This is a genomic window from Exilibacterium tricleocarpae, from assembly GCF_007004655.1.
Classification (GTDB): Bacteria; Pseudomonadota; Gammaproteobacteria; order Pseudomonadales; family Cellvibrionaceae; genus Exilibacterium; species Exilibacterium tricleocarpae.
The window spans coordinates 76,152-93,693 of sequence record NZ_ML660089.1 but is presented as its reverse complement, the minus strand read 5'-3'; the positions used below and the strand labels follow the sequence as shown (position 1 = coordinate 93,693).

Below are 17,542 nucleotides of genomic sequence, written 5' to 3'. Positions count from 1 at the left end.
AGCTAACAGCTAACAGCTAACAGCTAACAGCTAACAGCTAACAGCTAACAGCTAACAGCTAACAGCTAACAGCTAACAGTATATTATCACTGTGGGCCGCTGTAAGCTGTTAACAGTAAACTTTTCCCTGCGCGTTGCTGCCTGCTGTCGTCTTTCGAGTTGTAAGACTTGCCGGTGCCTCTCGTCTAACTGACAAACACCCGCGCGTTGCGAAATATCCGCATCCAGGCACTGTCCTCGCCCCAGTCGCGCGGGTGCCAGGAGTTGGAAACCGTGCGGAATACCCGCTCCGGGTGGGGCATCATAATGGTGACCCTGCCACCTTCATTGCAAATACCGGTGATCCCCTTCGGCGAGCCATTGGGGTTGGACGGATAAACTTCCGTTTGGCTGATATCGTTGCCGACAAAGCGCAATGGCACCAGTCCGCTGTCGTCACAAGCCTGCAGCGCTGCCGGCCCGCTAAATTCAGCCCGACCCTCACCATGGGCGACGGCGATCGGCATATGCGACCCCTCCATGTCGCGAAACAGCACGGACGGGCTGGTCTGCACCTGCACCAGGCTGAAACGCGCCTCATATTGCTCTGAAAGGTTGCGCACAAAACGCGGCCAGTGCCGGGTACCCGGAATCAGCGCCTTGATGGCCGCCATCATCTGACAGCCGTTACAGACACCCAGGCTAAAGGTGTCGTCGCGGTGAAAGAACTGCTGGAACTGGTCCCTGACCAATGGGTTGAACAGTATCGTTTTCGCCCAGCCCTCACCCGCTCCCAACACATCACCGTAGGAAAATCCGCCACAGGCCACCAATCCCCTGAAGTCCGCCAGTTGCACCCGGTCGTTGAGGATATCGCTCATATGCACATCCACAGCGGCGAAGCCGGCGCGGTCGAAGGCCGCCGCCATCTCCACCTGGCTGTTGACTCCCTGCTCCCGCAGGATCGCCACCCGGGGTCGCACACCGGTGTCGATAAACGGCGCGGCAATATCCTCGGCGCAGTCATACGTCAGCCGCGCGCTGAGCCCCGGATCGGCCTGTAGAATCCGGTCAAACTCCTGCTGCGCACAGTCCGGGTTGTCCCGCAGCGCCTGTAAGCGATAGCTGGTTTCACTCCACAACAGCTGCAAAAATGCCCGCGCCTGTTCAAACACGATATTGCCGCGATGTCGGATACACACCTGGTCTTCGGCGTTAGTGGTGCCGAGCAGGTGCACACAGTCGCGCAACCCGGCTGCCTCGAATCGCTCTACAACAGCCGCAGTGTGCTGGCGCGGCACCTGCACCACTGCGCCCAGTTCTTCACTGAACAGAGCCGCAATCGGATCGTCCCCCAAGCCATCGATATCGATATCGATACCACAGTGCCCGGCAAATGCCATTTCGGTGAGGGTAACGAACAGACCGCCGTCACTGCGGTCGTGGTAGGCAAGCAGGTGTTCGGCCGCCAGGCTGTCCTGCAGGGCGGTGAAAAAGCCTTTCAGTAACTCGGGGTCGTCGAGGTCGGCCACCGCCTCCCCCATCCGGTTGTGTACCTGGGCAAGAATAGAGGCTCCCAAGCGGTTTTTGCCGGCCCCCAGATCAACCAGCACCAAATCGCATTCGCCCTGATCGGTTTGCAGGCACGGCGTCAGGGTCCGGCGCACATCCGCGACCGGGGCAAACGCGGAAATCACCAGCGACAGCGGCGCCGTCACGGCTTTGGCCTCGCCGGCCGCATCGGTCCAGGCGGTGCGCATTGACATGGAGTCTTTGCCCACGGGTATTGTGATACCCAACTGCGGGCACACCTCCATACCGACAGTCTGCACGGTGCGGTAGAGTTTTTCGTCCTCCCCGGGGTGGCCCGCGGCACACATCCAGTTGGCAGAAAGTTTGACAGCGGACAAGTGTCCGACCGGCGCCGCGGCGATATTGGTAATCGCCTCGGCGATGGCCATGCGTCCGGCCGCCGGCCCGTCGATCAGCGCCGCGGGGGTGCGCTCGCCCATAGCCATGGCCTCGCCGGCATAGCCCTCGTAGGACACTGTAGTCACGGCACAATCGGCCACCGGCACTTGCCAGGGGCCGACCATCTGATCGCGACTTACCTGGCCGGTCACGGTGCGGTCGCCGATGGTAATCAGGAAACTCTTGCTGGCCACAGCCGGGTGCTTGAGTACCCGCTCGGCGGCATCGTTGATATCAATATCCGCCGTCTCGAAAACCCGGGTACTGACATCCCGCCGCACCGCATCGCGGTGCATCTTCGGCGGTTTGCCGAACAACACCGACATCGGCAAGTCCACCGGTGTGGCATCGAGCAGGGTGTCGTTGACCACCAGCTGTTTGGCTTTGGTGGCTTCCCCCACCACCGCATAGGGGCAGCGCTCGCGCCGGCAAATGGCTTCGAAGGCCGGCAGGTCGGCGGGACTGATCGCCAGTACATAGCGCTCCTGGGATTCGTTGCACCAGATTTCCAGCGGACTCATGCCCGGTTCGTCGTTGGGAATACTGCGCAAATCGAACACCGCTCCACAACCGCCGTCTTTGGCCAGCTCCGGAAAGGCATTGGACAGACCGCCGGCCCCCACATCGTGGATAAAGGCAATAGGGTTATCTGCCCCCAACTGCCAGCAGTGATCGATCACTTCCTGGCAGCGGCGCTGCATCTCCGGATTCTGCCGCTGCACCGAGGCAAAATCCAGCGCCTCGCTGGAGCTGCCCGAGGTCATGGACGAGGCCGCCCCGCCGCCGAGACCGATCAGCATCGCCGGGCCGCCGAGCACCACCAGTCGGGAGCCCGGCGCAAACTCCCGCTGCTCCACATGTTCCTCGCGGATATTGCCGTAACCGCCGGCCAGCATAATCGGCTTGTGATAGCCGCGGCGCTCGCCGTTGAAGTCCTGTTCGAAGGTCCGGAAATAACCGCAGATATTGGGACGGCCGAACTCATTGTTGAACGCGGCGCCGCCGATCGGCCCCTCGAGCATAATGTCCAGCGCCGAGACGATGCGCTCGGGCTTGCCGTAGTCCTGCTCCCAGGGCTGTTGAAAACCGGGGATTTGCAGGTTCGAGACGGTAAAGCCGGTAAGCCCCGCCTTCGGCTTGGAGCCGCGCCCCACCGCCCCTTCGTCACGGATTTCACCGCCGGCGCCGGTACCGGCGCCGGGATGGGGCGCGATGGCAGTAGGATGATTGTGTGTTTCCACCTTCATTAACAGATGCACCGGCTCGCGGCTGTAGCCGTATTCACGGGTCTCGGGGTCGGGGTAAAAACGCCCGGCGGTGCTGCCCGTTACCACTGCGGCGTTGTCGGCATAAGCCGACAGTACACCGTCGCCGCCCTCGACATGGGTGTTTTTTATCATCTGGAACAGCGACAGCGGCTGCTCCTCGCCGTCGAGGGTCCAGTTCGCATTGAATATCTTGTGGCGACAGTGCTCCGAATTGGCCTGGGCAAACATCATCAGTTCCACATCGACCGGGTTGCGTCGCAGCGCCTCGAAACTGCTGGCCAGGTAATCGATCTCATCATCAGCCAGCGCCAGCCCCAGGTTGATATTGGCTTTGGCCAGCGCCTTGCGCCCGCCGCCAAGCACATCGACCTCCCGCGGCGGCTTGGGGTAGTCGTGGTGAAACAGCTGCTCCGCCGCCTCGAAGGTGTCCAGCACCGCCTCCACCATGCGATCGTGCAGTTGCGCGGCCGGGTCCAGGGCCTCGTCGCCCCCGGCAATATAATAGGCAACACCCCGCTCCAGACGCCGGATTTGCGCCAACCCGGCGTTGTGGGCTATCTCGGTGGCTTTGGACGACCAGGGGGATATGGTGCCGGGGCGCGGCACCACCAGCCGCAGGCGGCCCTGCGGCGGTTGTTCTGGTTGGGCCTGCTCTCGTTGTGCCCGGCCAGGTTGCGCCTGATCGGGTTGCGAGTGATCCGCTTGAGATTGATCTGCCTGAGAATACCGGAGCAGCGTCGGCCCGTAATTCAACAGCGCCTCCAACACCCCCTGTCGGTCGGCGGGCAGAGGCTCGATAAGTTCGGCAAAATGCACGAATTCGGCATGGATACCGGTGATCGACGGGTCCACTGACTGTAACTGTTGGAGGAGCTTTTGGGTGCGAAAATCAGAAAGTGCCGCAGCGCCGCGAAGGGTCAGCATAGTCAGTGTGGAGCCTCTAGTCAGTTACGTAACAACAGGGGGGTTCGAAAAGGCCGCAATTGTACTGGATATCCCAGGGTTTGGGCAGCCGCTTTCACGGCCTGCCGCCGGCCTATTTGTCCCTATACGTCCCCTATACTTTTCCCTTTTCAGCGGGACCCTGTCCGCCGGTTCCAATACCACCCGCAATTGCTCCCTTTGCCGCCTCCGATCCGCCTTTCAACCCCACTGCAGCCCACACCCAAACCCCACCGCAGCTAAGGCTTATAAACCGCCTGTAATACACTCTTTTGGCATCTAAATTGCAAAATCACAGCGACAACGGTGAAATCCTATAGAAATTGTAAGAAATCTCGGCAACAAGTGCCCAAGCACCTGCACAGCTTTCCGACCAATGGCATTTGATTTCACCAAAACCCATTACACTAATTTTTTGCAAAAAACAAGCTAGAGGATCACAGCCTAACCTTATACAATCGCACAGATTTTGCGCGACCTTGGCGCGAAGAACAACAATAAAGGAATAATAAAGGCACATTTTGTGTTTGTGTAGGTCAGAGTAGTCATATGTGGGGGGCAGCCGCGGGCGGGATACGGGCGTTAACCCCCTCCCCTTACGGCCTCGCGTAATGTGGACCAAACGTGCTTTGCAGACGTTTTTGAAAACAGCGGTTCGAAACCAGCCGTTGGAAAACGCAGAAAATCGGACTTGATATCGAGACAGGGTATTCGTATGCGCAATCGCTCCAGACAGTGGGGTTTACAGAGGTTATCACCCCTGCGGCGCGGCTTTAATGTCGCCGTACTTATCGGCCTGGTCAGCACGCTGGCGGTAGCCAGCCGGGCGCCGACCGAACTGGAGCGCATCAAGGCCGACGGCGTCCTGCATATCGTCTCCCGCAACGGTCCCACCACCTACTATGAAGGCACCGACGGTCTGGCCGGGTTTGAATATACCCTCGCCAAGGCCTTTGCCGATGAACTCAATGTCTCCCTGGCGATTCGCGACGAGGAACACCTGGGCCGCCTGATCGACGCCGTTGACGACCCGCAGATCAATCTCGGGGCCTCCGGCCTGACCATCACCCCCTCGCGCAGCGAACAAGTCGTATTCGGCCCCGCTTACCTCGCCATCACCCAGCAGCTGCTGTACCGGGCCGGCGAAAAACGCCCCCGGTCTTTCGAGGATGTTGTCGCCGCCGATAAAGACCTGTTGGTAATTGCCGACAGTGCCCACGCCGAACGCCTGCGGCAACTGCAGCAGCAACACCCGACGCTGCGCTGGCGCGAGCAGTCCGAGCTGGAAATGCTGGACCTGGTGGAAATGGTCCACAGCGGCGAGATCGATTATGCCATCGTCGACTCCAATGCCTACTCCATCAATCGCAGCCTCTACCCCCGCGCCCGAATCGCCTTTGACCTGGAGGAAGAGCAACAGTTGGCCTGGGCCTTCTCGCGCCAGCGCGACAGCAGCCTCTACGACGCCGCCCAGACCTTCTTCGAGCGCATCAAGTCTGACGGCACCCTCGACGATATCCGCGAGCGCTATTATGGCCATGTCGACGAAATCAATAACGGCGGTGCCCTGTTGTTTGCCAAGCGCATCAAATCGCGACTGCCGAAGTGGAAAAAAGACATGCAGGAGGCGGCCGAGATATTCGATCTCGACTGGCAACTGCTGGCGGCCATCAGTTACCAGGAATCCCACTGGAACGCGCGCGCCAAATCCCCCACCGGCGTCAGGGGCCTGATGATGCTGACCCGGCCCACCGCTCGCGAAATGGGCGTCAGCAACCGCATGGACCCGACCCAGAGTGTGCACGGCGGCGCCAAGTACTTTAGAAAGATCTACGACCGCATCCCCGCAGATATCCAGGGCAGCGACCGCCTGTGGCTGTCACTGGCGGCCTACAACGTCGGCTTCGGCCACCTGGAGGACGCCCGGGTCCTCACCGAGCGTTTCGGCGGCAATCCGGACAAGTGGGTGGACGTGCGCGAACACCTGCCCAAGCTGGCCAAGCGCAAGTATTACCGCACCACCAAACACGGCTACGCCCGCGGCTGGGAGCCGGTCACCTACGTCCAGCACATTCGCCAGTTCTATAATATTCTCGCCTGGAACGAGCATTTGGAGCAGCGCCGTATCGCCGCCCTGGAAGCCGCAGACGAGCCCGAAGGCGAATTCCGCAAGGTCAACCTGCCCTATACCTTGAACATGTCTATGTCGCTGCTGTAAGGCAGGGCTAAGTGCCGGGCTGGGCTCCGGGCGACCGCTCGCGTTTGGCGGCAGTGCGCCGGGTCTGAAAAAACTCTCTTATCAGCTTGCTGCAGGCCTCCGCACAGAGGCCGCCCTCATAGGCGACGCGATGGTTGAGATAGGCCGCATCCAGCGCGCCCTGATTGCTCACCACCGCGCCCGCCTTGGGCTCGAGCGCGCCAAACCACAGTTTCTCGATCCGCGCATGCACCAGGGCCCCGGCGCACATGCCACAGGGTTCGATGGTGACATAGAGACGACAGCCGGGCAGGCGATAGTTCTCCAGGTGGCGGGCGGCGTCGCGCAGGGCGACTATCTCGGCGTGGGCGCTGGGGTCACAGGCGGAGATAGGCTGATTCCAACCCCGCCCGACGACACGATCGCCCTGTACTACAAGTGCGCCGACCGGCACCTCGCCGAGCGCCGCGGCGCGCTCGGCCAGGGCGAGAGCTTGTTGCATCCAATCACTGTCAGTGGGTGTCGGCATAGCGAGCAAGGTGTCGGTGATGCGCCGGCGGCGTCCCGGGGCCGTGGTAACCCCTCACCACCGTGACCCCATCGGCTCAGACCGACGCTGGAAGTTCGAACCGCAGCTTAATCCCCGGCACCCAGATAAGCAAACCGGGGCACCCTGCTGCCGTCCACCTCAACCCACTCATTAAACAGCGCCAGCGGTCGCACCCAGAGGCTGTGATCGCCGTATAAACAACGATACACCACCATCCATTCCCGCGTTTCGCTGTGCCGGGCGAGGTCCATCACCTGGTACTCATCGCCTTTAAAATGGCGATAGCGGCCGGGTCGAATGGCAACACTGTCGCCATCCCTGTGCCGGCCGCCGGTATCATTGCCGTCCATATTGCTGCCCCTGTCTCAGGCGCATCATTGTTCGGCAATCTTAACCAGTTGCTTGCCGAAGTTTTTACCCTGCAACATACCGCGAAACGCATCGACAGCATTGTCGAGGCCGTCAGCCACCGACTCACTGTACTTGATCTTGCCGTCCTTGACCCAGTCGACCAGCTGGCGGGTGACCTCCTCGTGCTCATCCTGCCACTCGGTCACAACAAAAAAGCGATGCTCGGGCGGCTCCGGCAGAGCGCCGAGAATATGAAACGGGGTCTCGACGGCGGTGATGTCCTGCTCATTGTAAGCCGATATGTAGCCGCACACCGGCACCCGCGATCCCTTGTTTAGCAACGGCGCCACGGCACGGGTGACCGCGCCGCCGACATTCTCAAAATAGACATCAATGCCCGCCGGGCAAGCCGCCGCCAGGTCGGCGTCGAGATTGCCGGCTTTGTAGTCGACGCAGGCATCAAAACCCAACTCGCCGGTGACATAGCTGCATTTTTTTTCGCCGCCGGCGATACCCACCACGCGACATCCAAGGGTTTTGGCAATCTGCCCCACCACCGAACCCACAGCGCCGGACGCGGCGGAAACCACCACTGTTTCGCCGGCTTCGGGTTTACCGACCCGGGTCAACCCCAGGTAGGCCGTGCGCGCGGGCATGCCCGCGGCGCCGAGAAACACCGACAACGGCAAGCCCCGGGGGTCGACCTTGTACATCATGGCTTCGGTCTCGGGCGCAACATAGTATTCCTGCCAGCCGGAATAGCTGGTGACATAGTCGCCCACCGCGTACTTCCCGGAGCGCGACTCCACCACCTGGCCGACACTTTCACCCACAATAACGGCATCGATGGCGATCGGGTCCATATACGACTTCAAATCGTTCATGCGCGGGCGCATATAGGGGTCGAGGGACAGCCACAGCACCTTGATCAGAATTTCACCGTCGTCCAGCGGCTTCATATCGACGCTTTCCAGACGCAAATCCTCATCGGCCACTTCACCTTTGGGGCGGCGCGCTAAGACTATTCTGCGGTTTTTATAGTTTGACATTTTTTTCTCCGTCGCTTTTTTGTTAGAAGTTATAAGTTGCCCTGATTGCCAGGGTGCGCGGCGGCGTAATCAGAGCCGCGTGGGTGCCGAGTTGAATCGGCACGTCGAAACTGTAGGTGCGATGATCCTCATCGGTCAGATTCTGCCCGATCAATGCCAACGACCAGTTGTCCTCGTTACTGGCCAGACCGACGCTGGCGTTGATCAGCGTGTGACTTTCGACGCGATCGGCCGGGTCGAGGTCCTGTTGAATTTGATACTCGTCAGAGTAATTGACATCGAGCCGCGTGCGCAACTCGAGAGAGTCAGTCAACGGTCGCACGTATTGTACACCAAGGTTCGCCGTCAACTCCGGCGCAAAGGTCAAATCCTCCCCGGCAAGGTCCTGGGTGCAAGTGGGGTCGTTCTGCGGGTTTTGGGCCACCGAACAGGCCGCCGTGTCAAATTCATCAAACTCGGTATCGAGCCAGGCAAACGCACCGGTGACGGTCAGGTTTTCCGTCAACCGCCAGATGCCGTCCACCTCGAGCCCCTGGGTAGTGGCGGCCGCGGCATTGGTCACCACAAAGACGGTGCCGTCAAAAGAACTGACTTGGAGGTTGTCGTACTCGGTGTAAAACAACGCAAAGTTCAACTGCGCCGCACCGTCCGCCAGCGTAGTCTTGCCGCCGAATTCAAACGCGGTGGCCTCTTCCTCGTCAAACTCGAGATTGTTACCGGCCACGTCATTGGGATTGAACCCTCCCCCTTTGAAACCTTTGCTCAGGCTGGTGTAGAGCATGACATCGTCCGTCACGTCCCACTGCAGGTTCACCATCGGTGATACGTCTTCCTCGTTGCGGTCCACATCGTTAAACTGATGCTCAAAGCTGCCGAACGTGTTCCAAAAGAGCGTCGCGCGGGCGTGCAGCTGTGCCTCTGTCACCGGGTCTATCGCTACGGTAGTGCCGAAACGGGTGAAATCAACCCCCTGGTCTGCGGTTTTTTCTTCATCGGTATAACGCAAACCGCCGGTCAAACGCCAGGTATCGGTGATATGCCAGGTGCCCTGGGCGAACAGTGCGTAACTGTCGCTGTCTTGCTCAAATGTCGTATAGCGCGCGGAGGGCGTGGCAAACGCCTCGTTGCCAAACCTGACATCCAGGCCCAGGGGGCCGCCGTTGCCACTGGTCAAACGGGAGTGTTCCAGTTCGGTGGTTTGATAGTAAAAGCCGACGATATAGTCGAAGTCACCGCCGATGGGAGAAGTTAACCTGATCTCCTGGCTCAACTGCTCGAAATCCTGATCGAACGCCTGTGGCAGCACTTCCAACGGCGAGTAATCGGCGTCCTGCTGCTCGGTAAACTCGTAGGCCGAGTAACCACTGATGGAAGTCAGGGTAAAACCGCCCAGATCGTAGTTGACGGTGACACTGAAGTTATCAGAGTCGATCTCGGCAAATTCCTCCTGCTTGGAAGTCTTGTCATTCAGTTCACCGTCAAAAGCCGGGTCCGCCAAGCGATACAGAGCCAGCAAACCGGGACTGCCCACCTCGGAGATCTGGGTATTGCGACCGTTGGTATCAAACTCAGCGGTCTCCAACTTGGTGATCACTTCCAGGGTATCGGTCGGCTCCCACAACAGCGTACCGCGAATCACAAACTCGTCTTCCGCCGGCTCGTCATCTCCGGTCAGCGTGTTTTCCAGAAAACCATCAGTCTCGGAATGTTTCACCGCCAAACGGCCGGCCAGGGTATCGCTCAGCGGACCGGACAGTACGCCGGTTATGGTTTGGGTATTGTATTCGGGTTCGTATTCAACAGAGACATTCCCCTCCAATTCCCGGGTCGGTTTGGCGGTGGTAATGTTGATCGCTCCGGCAATCGTATTCTTCCCAAACAGCGTCCCCTGCGGGCCGCGCAGGACTTCGACGCGCTCCAGGTCCAGAAAGGGCGAGCGGTACTGGCGATCGCGACCGTAGTAGATGCCATCGATATACATGCCGACCGACTGCTCAAAGCCAAAGTTCACACCGGAACCCAGTCCGCGCATAAAAATATTGGTGGTTTCACCCCCATCGGAAATATTCAAATTGGGCACGTAGGCCGATAAATTGGCCAGGTCGGTAATGCCGGCCTCTTCAATTTTCTCACCGCTCACCGCGCTGACGGAAATAGGCACATCCTGAATACTCTGCTCGCGCTTTTGCGCGGTCACGACAATCTCCTCAAGCACAAATTCATTGGCGGCGACAGTGCCGGCGACCATCGCATTGACCAGGCCTACAGCCAGGCTCAGTCGAGTTGCATTAAGTCTCATCTTCATTCGTTATCAATCCCCTTCGGGTTGTCAGCAGTTACATCCGCAATACAGCCACTGCACGCCTCCCGGGCGGTGTCTGTTACTGCACTCTCACCGTCGTGGCCGCGACGCCATACCCTTGCTGGCGACTTTCGATAGAGCCACGGCAGTCCCGGTGGCCATCGCAACCACACGAGTTCTCTCGTCGCAACAGGCAGGTTGCGCTCGCCGGTTCCCGCTTTTGCTCGCAAAGGGATGTAGACCGGCGACTGTTAAAGATGGTTCAGAAATGCCGTCAATGCCCGGTTGACGGCAGCGGGCGCCTCCTGCTGGGTCCAGTGCCCGACTTTTGGAATAACGATCTTTTCGATGCCGGGCACCGCGTGATCCATACGCTGGTATTCCCGGCCCAGCTTCGGCACCGGGTCCCTGTCGCCGCTGATAAACAGCGCCGGTTGCAGTATCTGTCGATCCTGCAGGTGTTCGGTCAGGCGCCAGGTGTGATCGAGATTGCGATAGTAGTTGAGCGGACCCCGCAGCCCGGACCGCTCGAACTCACCAACGTAAAAAGCCAGGTCTGCGGCGCTCATCCAGGCGGGCGGGCGGCCCGGATCGGTCACGGTCTGCAACAGTGTGGCATCGGCGGGAAACGCCTCAGCGCGAAAGTAGTCCCGCGGATTGTCGCCGCTGCAACTGTATACGAAAGCGCGAATAAAGCGCGGGATGTCCGCTTCCAGCTCCCGTTCCGCCACCCCCGGTTCCTGGAAATACAGCATGTAGAAAAAAGCATCTTTAAACAGCCGGCGCATCCCCTGGGTCGGCGGCAGCGGCGGGCGCCCGCCGTAGGGGACGCTCAAACCTACCACCGCTTTAACCCGGTCGGGATAAAGCAGTGCGGTGTGCCAGGCCGTGGGCGCGCCCCAATCGTGGCCGACGACAACAAACTCATCGGCGCCCAGCTGCGTGGCCAGCTCGGCGATATCGGCTGCCAGTGCGACCTGGTTGTAACGGTTGATCGCTTCAGGTTTGGCGGAGCTGCCGTAACCCGGCATATCCACCGCCACCGCCTTAAAACCCGCCGCCGCCAGGGCCGGCAGTTGGTGCCGCCAGGAATACCAGGATTCGGGAAATCCGTGCACCAGCACCACCAGAGGCCCCTCGCCCTGCATGGCGACAAACAGCTCGATATCGTTGACGGCGACCAGGCGCTGCTCTAAACCTTGTGTGGCGATGGTAGTAAAGCCTCCGCGGGCAGGGTTCGTTTTACCGGGCTCACACACGATACGCAGGCGCGACTGCTAGGGCATCTGCCCAGTGTGTTCATCCGATCTTTTGGGTCGCAAAGCTCGGTCATCGCAACGCTTCGACCATTAAAATATCTCGCTGCAGCGCTTTACTACACGGTGCTCTTCCATCATTACATCGCTTACTCATATCGCTTGATCGCAGCGACTTAACTTTTGTCACACCCCTCGCCCCATCCCTTGCTTTGACCGGAAAATGTTTTCACGCCGGTTGCACTGAGGTCTCGATCCGGGTCAGCTAAGGACACCAAAATCTGTTTTCACCCCCAGCTTTACCCCCAGCTTCACCCTCGGCCAAGCCACCGAGCGAGCGCTCGCTATTCTATACTGACCTTATAGGGGCGAGTCAACCTATCGGTGACCCGGATCGGGTCCGCCGTGTACTCTGCCCTGTCAATGGGTTATATTGAAATTCAACAACCATATAAATAATTACAATTAGCTGACGGCAAGACTTTTTTACCCATGTCCGATTCCTGGCCCCACGACTGCTCCCTAGTGGCATTTAAGAAACAGATGCCGTTCAACCAATCCTCTGTCTACCGCGCCGTGTTCCGGGCGTTCTCCAACCGTATCCAGGTGCAGCGCGAGGACGCCGCCGTACCCAATCTGGAGAAAATCTTCAAAGCCACCTTCCGGCTCTCCAGCCGCCACAGTTTCGACGCCATGAGTCTGCGCGACCTGAGCAGAGAGACCGGTATCAGTATGGGCGGGCTGTACAACTATATCGGCAGCAAGGAAGAGCTGGCCCATATGATCGAGTCGTTTATGGATATCCATATGACCAATACCGGCCGCGAATTCGTCGACAGCATTGCGGACCTGCGGAACCGGTTGGAGACCACCGTGCGGGTCTATATCTACCTGGGTGAAATCTTTCTGCCGTGGTACCAGTTTATTTTCATGGAAACCAGAAGCATGACCAAGCGGCAAAAAGAACTTGCAAAAGGTATGGAAATTCGCGATATCGCCATGTTTCGGGACATGATCGAAGCTGGCCAGCATCAGGATATTTTCGACCCGTTGATCGACGCCAATATGGTCAGCTCCACCATCATCGTCATGATTCAAAACTGGTACCTGAAAAACTGGCGCTTTGCCAAAGAAGGTGTCAGCGCCAACGACTATGCCGGCTTCGTGATAAACGCCGTCAACAAGCTGCTGGCCCGCTGACTACGTCTGGAATGGCACTACCTTAAGCGTATTAGCATGAGTTTATCGATCCCCAACTCAACCGCGCCGGTCTCGATTGAGCATACTGAAGGCTCCAGCCAGTGTCAGACCGGTCAGGTAGCACACATTTGCTCAAGGCAGTGCCACTCGCTACGTCTGTAATTGGGCCACGGTGAAGGCCGCAGCGGGCATCGAGAAAGCCGCGCCACCTTGTGTATACTGACAACCATTGGATTGAGCAAGCGAGAGAAACCATGCAAAACCGCTGCATTATTATCGGCGCCGGGCACGCCGCCGCCCAACTCGCCCCCAGCCTGAAACAGGAGGGCTGGCAGGGTTCGATTGTCGTTGTCGGCGCAGAGGCGCAGCCACCCTATCACCGCCCGCCCCTGTCCAAGACATTTCTGGCCGGCACAAAAACGATCGATCAAATACTGATTCGCCCCCAGGCGGCCTATGAAAAACACGGGATCGAATTAAAACCGGGGGTGCGGGCCACCGGCATCGACCGGCAGACCAAAACCGTGCAACTGGACAACGGCGCAGCACTGGGCTATGACAAGTTGGCGCTGTGTACCGGCTCGCAGGCGCGGCGGCTGCCGCTGCCCGGGGCGGACCTGGCGGGCGTTCACTACCTGCGCACCCTGGCGGATGTCGAGGCCATCAAAGCGAACCTGGCCGATACCCGACAGGTGGTGATTATCGGCGGCGGCTATATCGGCCTGGAAACTGCCGCTGTTTTGCGCACCCTGGGACTCGAAGTGCGGGTGTTGGAGATGATGGACCGGGTTTTACAACGGGTGACAGCCGCACCGGTATCGGCATTCTACACGCGCGTGCACACGGAACAGGGCGTCACCATAGAAACTGCCAAAGCTGTCACGGCGCTGGCCGGCAAGCAGCGGGTCGCGGCGGTGCACTGCGAAGACGGCTCACACTACGCTGCCGACCTGGTGATTATCGGCGCCGGCATCCTGCCCGATGTGGAACTGGCACAGGCGGCGGGGCTGCAGGTGGACAATGGTATCGTGGTCGACGAATACGCCCTTACCAGTGATGAGGATATTGTCGCCGCCGGCGACTGCACCAACCACCCCAACCGTTTACTGGACCGACGGCTGCGACTGGAGTCCGTCCCCAACGCCACCGAGCAGGCCAAAACCGCAGCGGCGACCCTCTGCGGCAAACGCAAGCCCTACGCCAGCCACCCCTGGTTCTGGTCCGATCAATACGATATGAAATTGCAGATCGCCGGCCTCAACCAGGGCTATGACGACGTAGTGTTGCGCGGCGACCCGCAGAACTCGCGCAGTTTTGTTGCGTGGTATTTAAAAGCAGGTAAACTGCTGGCGGCCGATTGCATCAATCGACCGAAAGAATTCATGCTGGCAAAACAAATGCTGGCGCAAGGTACCCGCGCCACAAGCGCAGACCTGGCCGATGAGACAGTCGATTTGAAAGCACTGGTGGGCGAACACCCCGGCTGACAAACCGACCGGCACAACGACAACCCAACACTTGCGCATAATAAGGTTTTATTCACTATGCCTCAGATTATCTACATAGAAGCTAATGGCGCCGAGCACGAGATCGACGTGCCGGCGGGCAATTCCGTTATGCAGGGCGCGATCGACAATATGATCGACGGTATCCTGGCCGAATGCGGCGGCGCCTGCGCCTGCGCCACCTGCCACTGTTACGTCGACGCCGACTGGGTCGAAAAAGTGGGTCCGCCCAGCGATATTGAAAAAGAAATGCTCGAAGCGACGCCACAGCCGCAGGAAAACAGCCGACTCAGTTGCCAAATTCAGGTCACCGACGAACTGGACGGCCTGATTGTGCGCCTGCCGGAATCCCAATACTAGTGTCCCGTCACTAACCCATGAGCAAACTGACCGGGCTGCCGCGGGAGAAAGGCGAGGAGACCGACCGCAAGTTTATCGAGGCCCTGGCCCGCGGCCTCGACGTGCTGCGGGCCTTTCAGCCCGGCGACGGTTTTCTCGGCAATCAGGAAATCAGCGCCCGCACCGGCTTGCCCCGCTCCAGCGTCTCGCGCATTACCTACACCTTAACCAAGCTCGGTTACCTGTCCTATTCCGAGCGCCTGGAAAAATACCAGCTCGACAGCGGCGTGCTGGCCCTGGGTTACGCCTTTATCTCCAACCTCGCCATCCGCCGTATCGCCCAACCGATGATGCAGCAACTGGCCAATACCACCGACACCGCCGTCGGCCTGGCCAGCCGCGACCGCCTCGATATGATTTACGTGGAGTATTGCGCGCCCGCTGATGTGATGACGTTTCGCAGTGAAATCGGCGATCGCATTCCCCTGGCCACCAGCGCAATCGGACGCGCTTATTTTGCGGCCCTGCCGCCCAGCGAACGCGAGTACTTTCTTACCCATGTAAAAGACAAGTCGGGGGCGGACTGGCCCGATATCCAGTCCAGGTTGTTGGCCGCCGTCGAGTTTTACCAGCGCCACGGGTTTTGTTGCGTGATCGGCGAGTGGAACCGGGACGTCAACGGTGTCGCCGTGCCGCTGATTATGAACCAGGGCAATATTTTTTCGTTTAACTGCGGCGGTCCGGCCTATCGATTAAAGGAAGATTACCTGCAACAAGAGGTCGCTCCACAGTTGAAAAATATGGTGCGCAATATTGAGGCCACCTTGATTCAGTACTGAGACGAATGGCGCTTGCAGCAGGCGTCTACCTGGTAGTACTTAAGCGGAAACGTGCCAATTGACCGGCCTGCCTCTGGCTTGGGCTTTCAGAAACACGGACTAGGCGTCCCCTCGATGAACCCATCCATGGGGACTCGCCTAAAGCGCCTACTGTTGGTCACGACAGCATCCCTGCTGTCGAGAGTTTCTGAAAGCCCAAGCCAGAGGCAGACCTACCCGCAGTACTCTTAATTAAGATCGATATAACGGGAGCAGGGATCGATAACATGGTTTAAATCCCCCTAAGGTAAGTGCCACTTGGCACTACCACCAATAACCGCTGCACACCCACGGCACTTAACGCCGCAGATATAAATTGGCCCGCAGTCAAGACACGCTTAACGATCGATCCAGCTCCCGCAAAGACACCACACAGGTCAGCGCTCGTCGACAATCCGCCTCGCCTTACCCTGTGATCGCTCCACACTGCCCGGCTGGCCGACATGCACGGTGCTGCTGACGCCGATCATGGTTTTGATCCGCTGCTGCAGGCCCCGGGCCAGTTGCTCGGCGGTAGTGTCGACAGCGGCGTGATTCAACTCCACGCAGATGGCCATGGTGTCGAGATTGCCGCTGCGGGACAGCTTTATCTGGTAATGCGGTGCCAGTTCGGCAATATCCAGCAACAATTCCTCGATCTGGGTCGGAAACACATTCACGCCCCGAATGATCATCATATCGTCGCTGCGGCCGGTAATCTTGTCCATGCGACGCATCACCCGCGCGGTGCCGGGCAACAGGCGGGTTAAATCGCGGGTGCGATAGCGAATGACGGGCATCGCTTCTTTGGTGAGACTGGTAAAGACCAGTTCGCCCTCCTCGCCATTGGGCAATACCCGACCGGTGGCGGGATCGATAATCTCCGGGTAAAACAGATCCTCCCATACTGTGGGACCGTCTTTGGATTCCACACACTCCTGTGCCACGCCGGGACCGATCACTTCCGACAACCCGTAGATATCCACCGCATCGATACCGGCGCGGGCCTCCAGCTTGCGGCGCATGGCGTCGGTCCAGGGCTCGGCGCCAAAAATCCCCGTGCGCAACGCCAATGACTCGGCGGAGACACCCTGGCGCTCCAGCTCATCGACAATATTGAGCATGTAGGAGGGCGTCACCATAATCACATCGGGATCAAAATCGCGGATCAACATCGCCTGTTTCTCCGTCTGCCCGCCGGACATGGGAATCACCAGGCACCCCAGCGCCTCGGCCCCGTAGTGAGCACCCAGGCCACCGGTGAACAGGCCATAGCCATAGGCGATATGCACCTTGTCCCCGGCGCGGCCGCCGGCGGCGTAAATGGAGCGGGCCACTGCCTGAGCCCAGGTGTCGATATCGTTTTTGCTGTAACCCACCACCGTCGGTTTGCCGGTGGTACCGCTGGAAGCATGCACCCTGGCCACCCGGGACTGGGGCACGGCAAACATCCCGAATGGATAGTTATCGCGCAGATTTTGTTTGCCGGTAAAGGGAAACTTAGCCAGGTCTTCGAGTTGGCGCAGCTCATCCGGATGGACGCCGTGAGCGTCAAAATGGGCGCGATAAAAAGGGGAGTTGCGATAGGCATGGTCCAACGACCAACGCAGCCGCTCCAGTTGTAAAGCCCGCAACTCATCCAGACTCGCCGTTTCAATGGGGTGCAACCCCTGTTGTCGACTCGACATTGACATCGCCTCTGCGGGCCGCCAGTCCGGGACCGCCGCAACCGCATTATTATCGTTTTGTGAACGGGGTCCGACAACGGGTCATCCC

Annotated in this window: 12 protein-coding genes; 5 read left to right on the top strand and 7 right to left on the bottom strand. The window is 59.3% G+C overall.

Annotated features, from left to right (window positions below):
* Window positions 1-185: 185 nt before the first annotated feature.
* Entirely contained in the window at window positions 186-4,142 is a 3,957-nt protein-coding gene (gene purL / locus FKG94_RS04955; protein WP_142903097.1) for a phosphoribosylformylglycinamidine synthase, read from the bottom strand.
* Between the two features lie 733 nt (window positions 4,143-4,875).
* On the opposite strand from purL, the gene mltF reads away from it, so the two are divergent.
* Window positions 4,876-6,378 carry a membrane-bound lytic murein transglycosylase MltF gene (gene mltF, locus FKG94_RS04950; RefSeq protein WP_142903096.1) on the top strand — a complete coding sequence of 501 codons (1,503 nt, stop codon included), beginning with the start codon at window positions 4,876-4,878 and terminating at the stop codon, window positions 6,376-6,378.
* Window positions 6,379-6,385: 7 nt separating this feature from the next.
* Here mltF and tadA read toward each other — a convergent pair whose 3' ends face one another.
* The 5 genes from tadA to FKG94_RS04925 form a co-directional block, all read right to left on the bottom strand.
* Entirely contained in the window at window positions 6,386-6,886 is a 501-nt protein-coding gene (gene tadA / locus FKG94_RS04945; protein ID WP_142903095.1) for a tRNA adenosine(34) deaminase TadA, read from the bottom strand.
* Window positions 6,887-6,993: 107 nt separating this feature from the next.
* On the bottom strand, window positions 6,994-7,257 hold the full coding sequence (locus tag FKG94_RS04940) for a DUF1653 domain-containing protein (RefSeq protein WP_142903094.1): 264 nt from the start codon (window positions 7,255-7,257) through the stop codon (window positions 6,994-6,996).
* 24 nt (window positions 7,258-7,281) lie between these two features.
* The gene (locus FKG94_RS04935; protein WP_142903093.1) at window positions 7,282-8,307 is read right to left on the bottom strand and encodes an NADP-dependent oxidoreductase; all 1,026 of its coding nucleotides are present in this window, start codon (window positions 8,305-8,307) and stop codon (window positions 7,282-7,284) included.
* Window positions 8,308-8,329: 22 nt separating this feature from the next.
* Window positions 8,330-10,612, bottom strand: a complete 2,283-nt coding sequence (locus FKG94_RS04930) for a TonB-dependent receptor (RefSeq protein WP_142903092.1) — start codon at window positions 10,610-10,612, stop codon at window positions 8,330-8,332.
* A 248-nt stretch (window positions 10,613-10,860) separates the two neighbouring features.
* Window positions 10,861-11,868 (bottom strand): alpha/beta fold hydrolase, encoded by a 1,008-nt coding sequence (locus tag FKG94_RS04925; protein ID WP_218943444.1) that lies wholly within the window; start codon window positions 11,866-11,868, stop codon window positions 10,861-10,863.
* A 489-nt stretch (window positions 11,869-12,357) separates the two neighbouring features.
* Here FKG94_RS04925 and FKG94_RS04920 point away from each other — a divergent pair, with 489 nt between their 5' ends.
* The 4 genes from FKG94_RS04920 (at window position 12,358) to FKG94_RS04905 (ending at window position 15,748) form a co-directional block, all read left to right on the top strand.
* Window positions 12,358-13,065: a TetR/AcrR family transcriptional regulator gene (locus FKG94_RS04920; protein WP_142903091.1), complete on the top strand. Its 708-nt coding sequence runs from the start codon at window positions 12,358-12,360 to the stop codon at window positions 13,063-13,065.
* A gap of 254 nt (window positions 13,066-13,319) precedes the next feature.
* A complete protein-coding gene (locus FKG94_RS04915) occupies window positions 13,320-14,552 on the top strand; it encodes an NAD(P)/FAD-dependent oxidoreductase (protein ID WP_142903090.1) in 1,233 nt (410 codons plus the stop codon).
* A 57-nt stretch (window positions 14,553-14,609) separates the two neighbouring features.
* Window positions 14,610-14,930, top strand: a complete 321-nt coding sequence (locus FKG94_RS04910; RefSeq protein ID WP_142903089.1) for a 2Fe-2S iron-sulfur cluster-binding protein — start codon at window positions 14,610-14,612, stop codon at window positions 14,928-14,930.
* Window positions 14,931-14,947: 17 nt separating this feature from the next.
* Complete coding sequence (locus tag FKG94_RS04905) at window positions 14,948-15,748, top strand: IclR family transcriptional regulator (protein ID WP_142903088.1); 801 nt, start codon at window positions 14,948-14,950, stop codon at window positions 15,746-15,748.
* Between the two features lie 416 nt (window positions 15,749-16,164).
* Here FKG94_RS04905 and paaK read toward each other — a convergent pair whose 3' ends face one another.
* Window positions 16,165-17,454: a phenylacetate--CoA ligase PaaK gene (paaK, locus tag FKG94_RS04900; protein ID WP_142903087.1), complete on the bottom strand. Its 1,290-nt coding sequence runs from the start codon at window positions 17,452-17,454 to the stop codon at window positions 16,165-16,167.
* Between the last annotated feature and the right edge of the window lie 88 nt (window positions 17,455-17,542).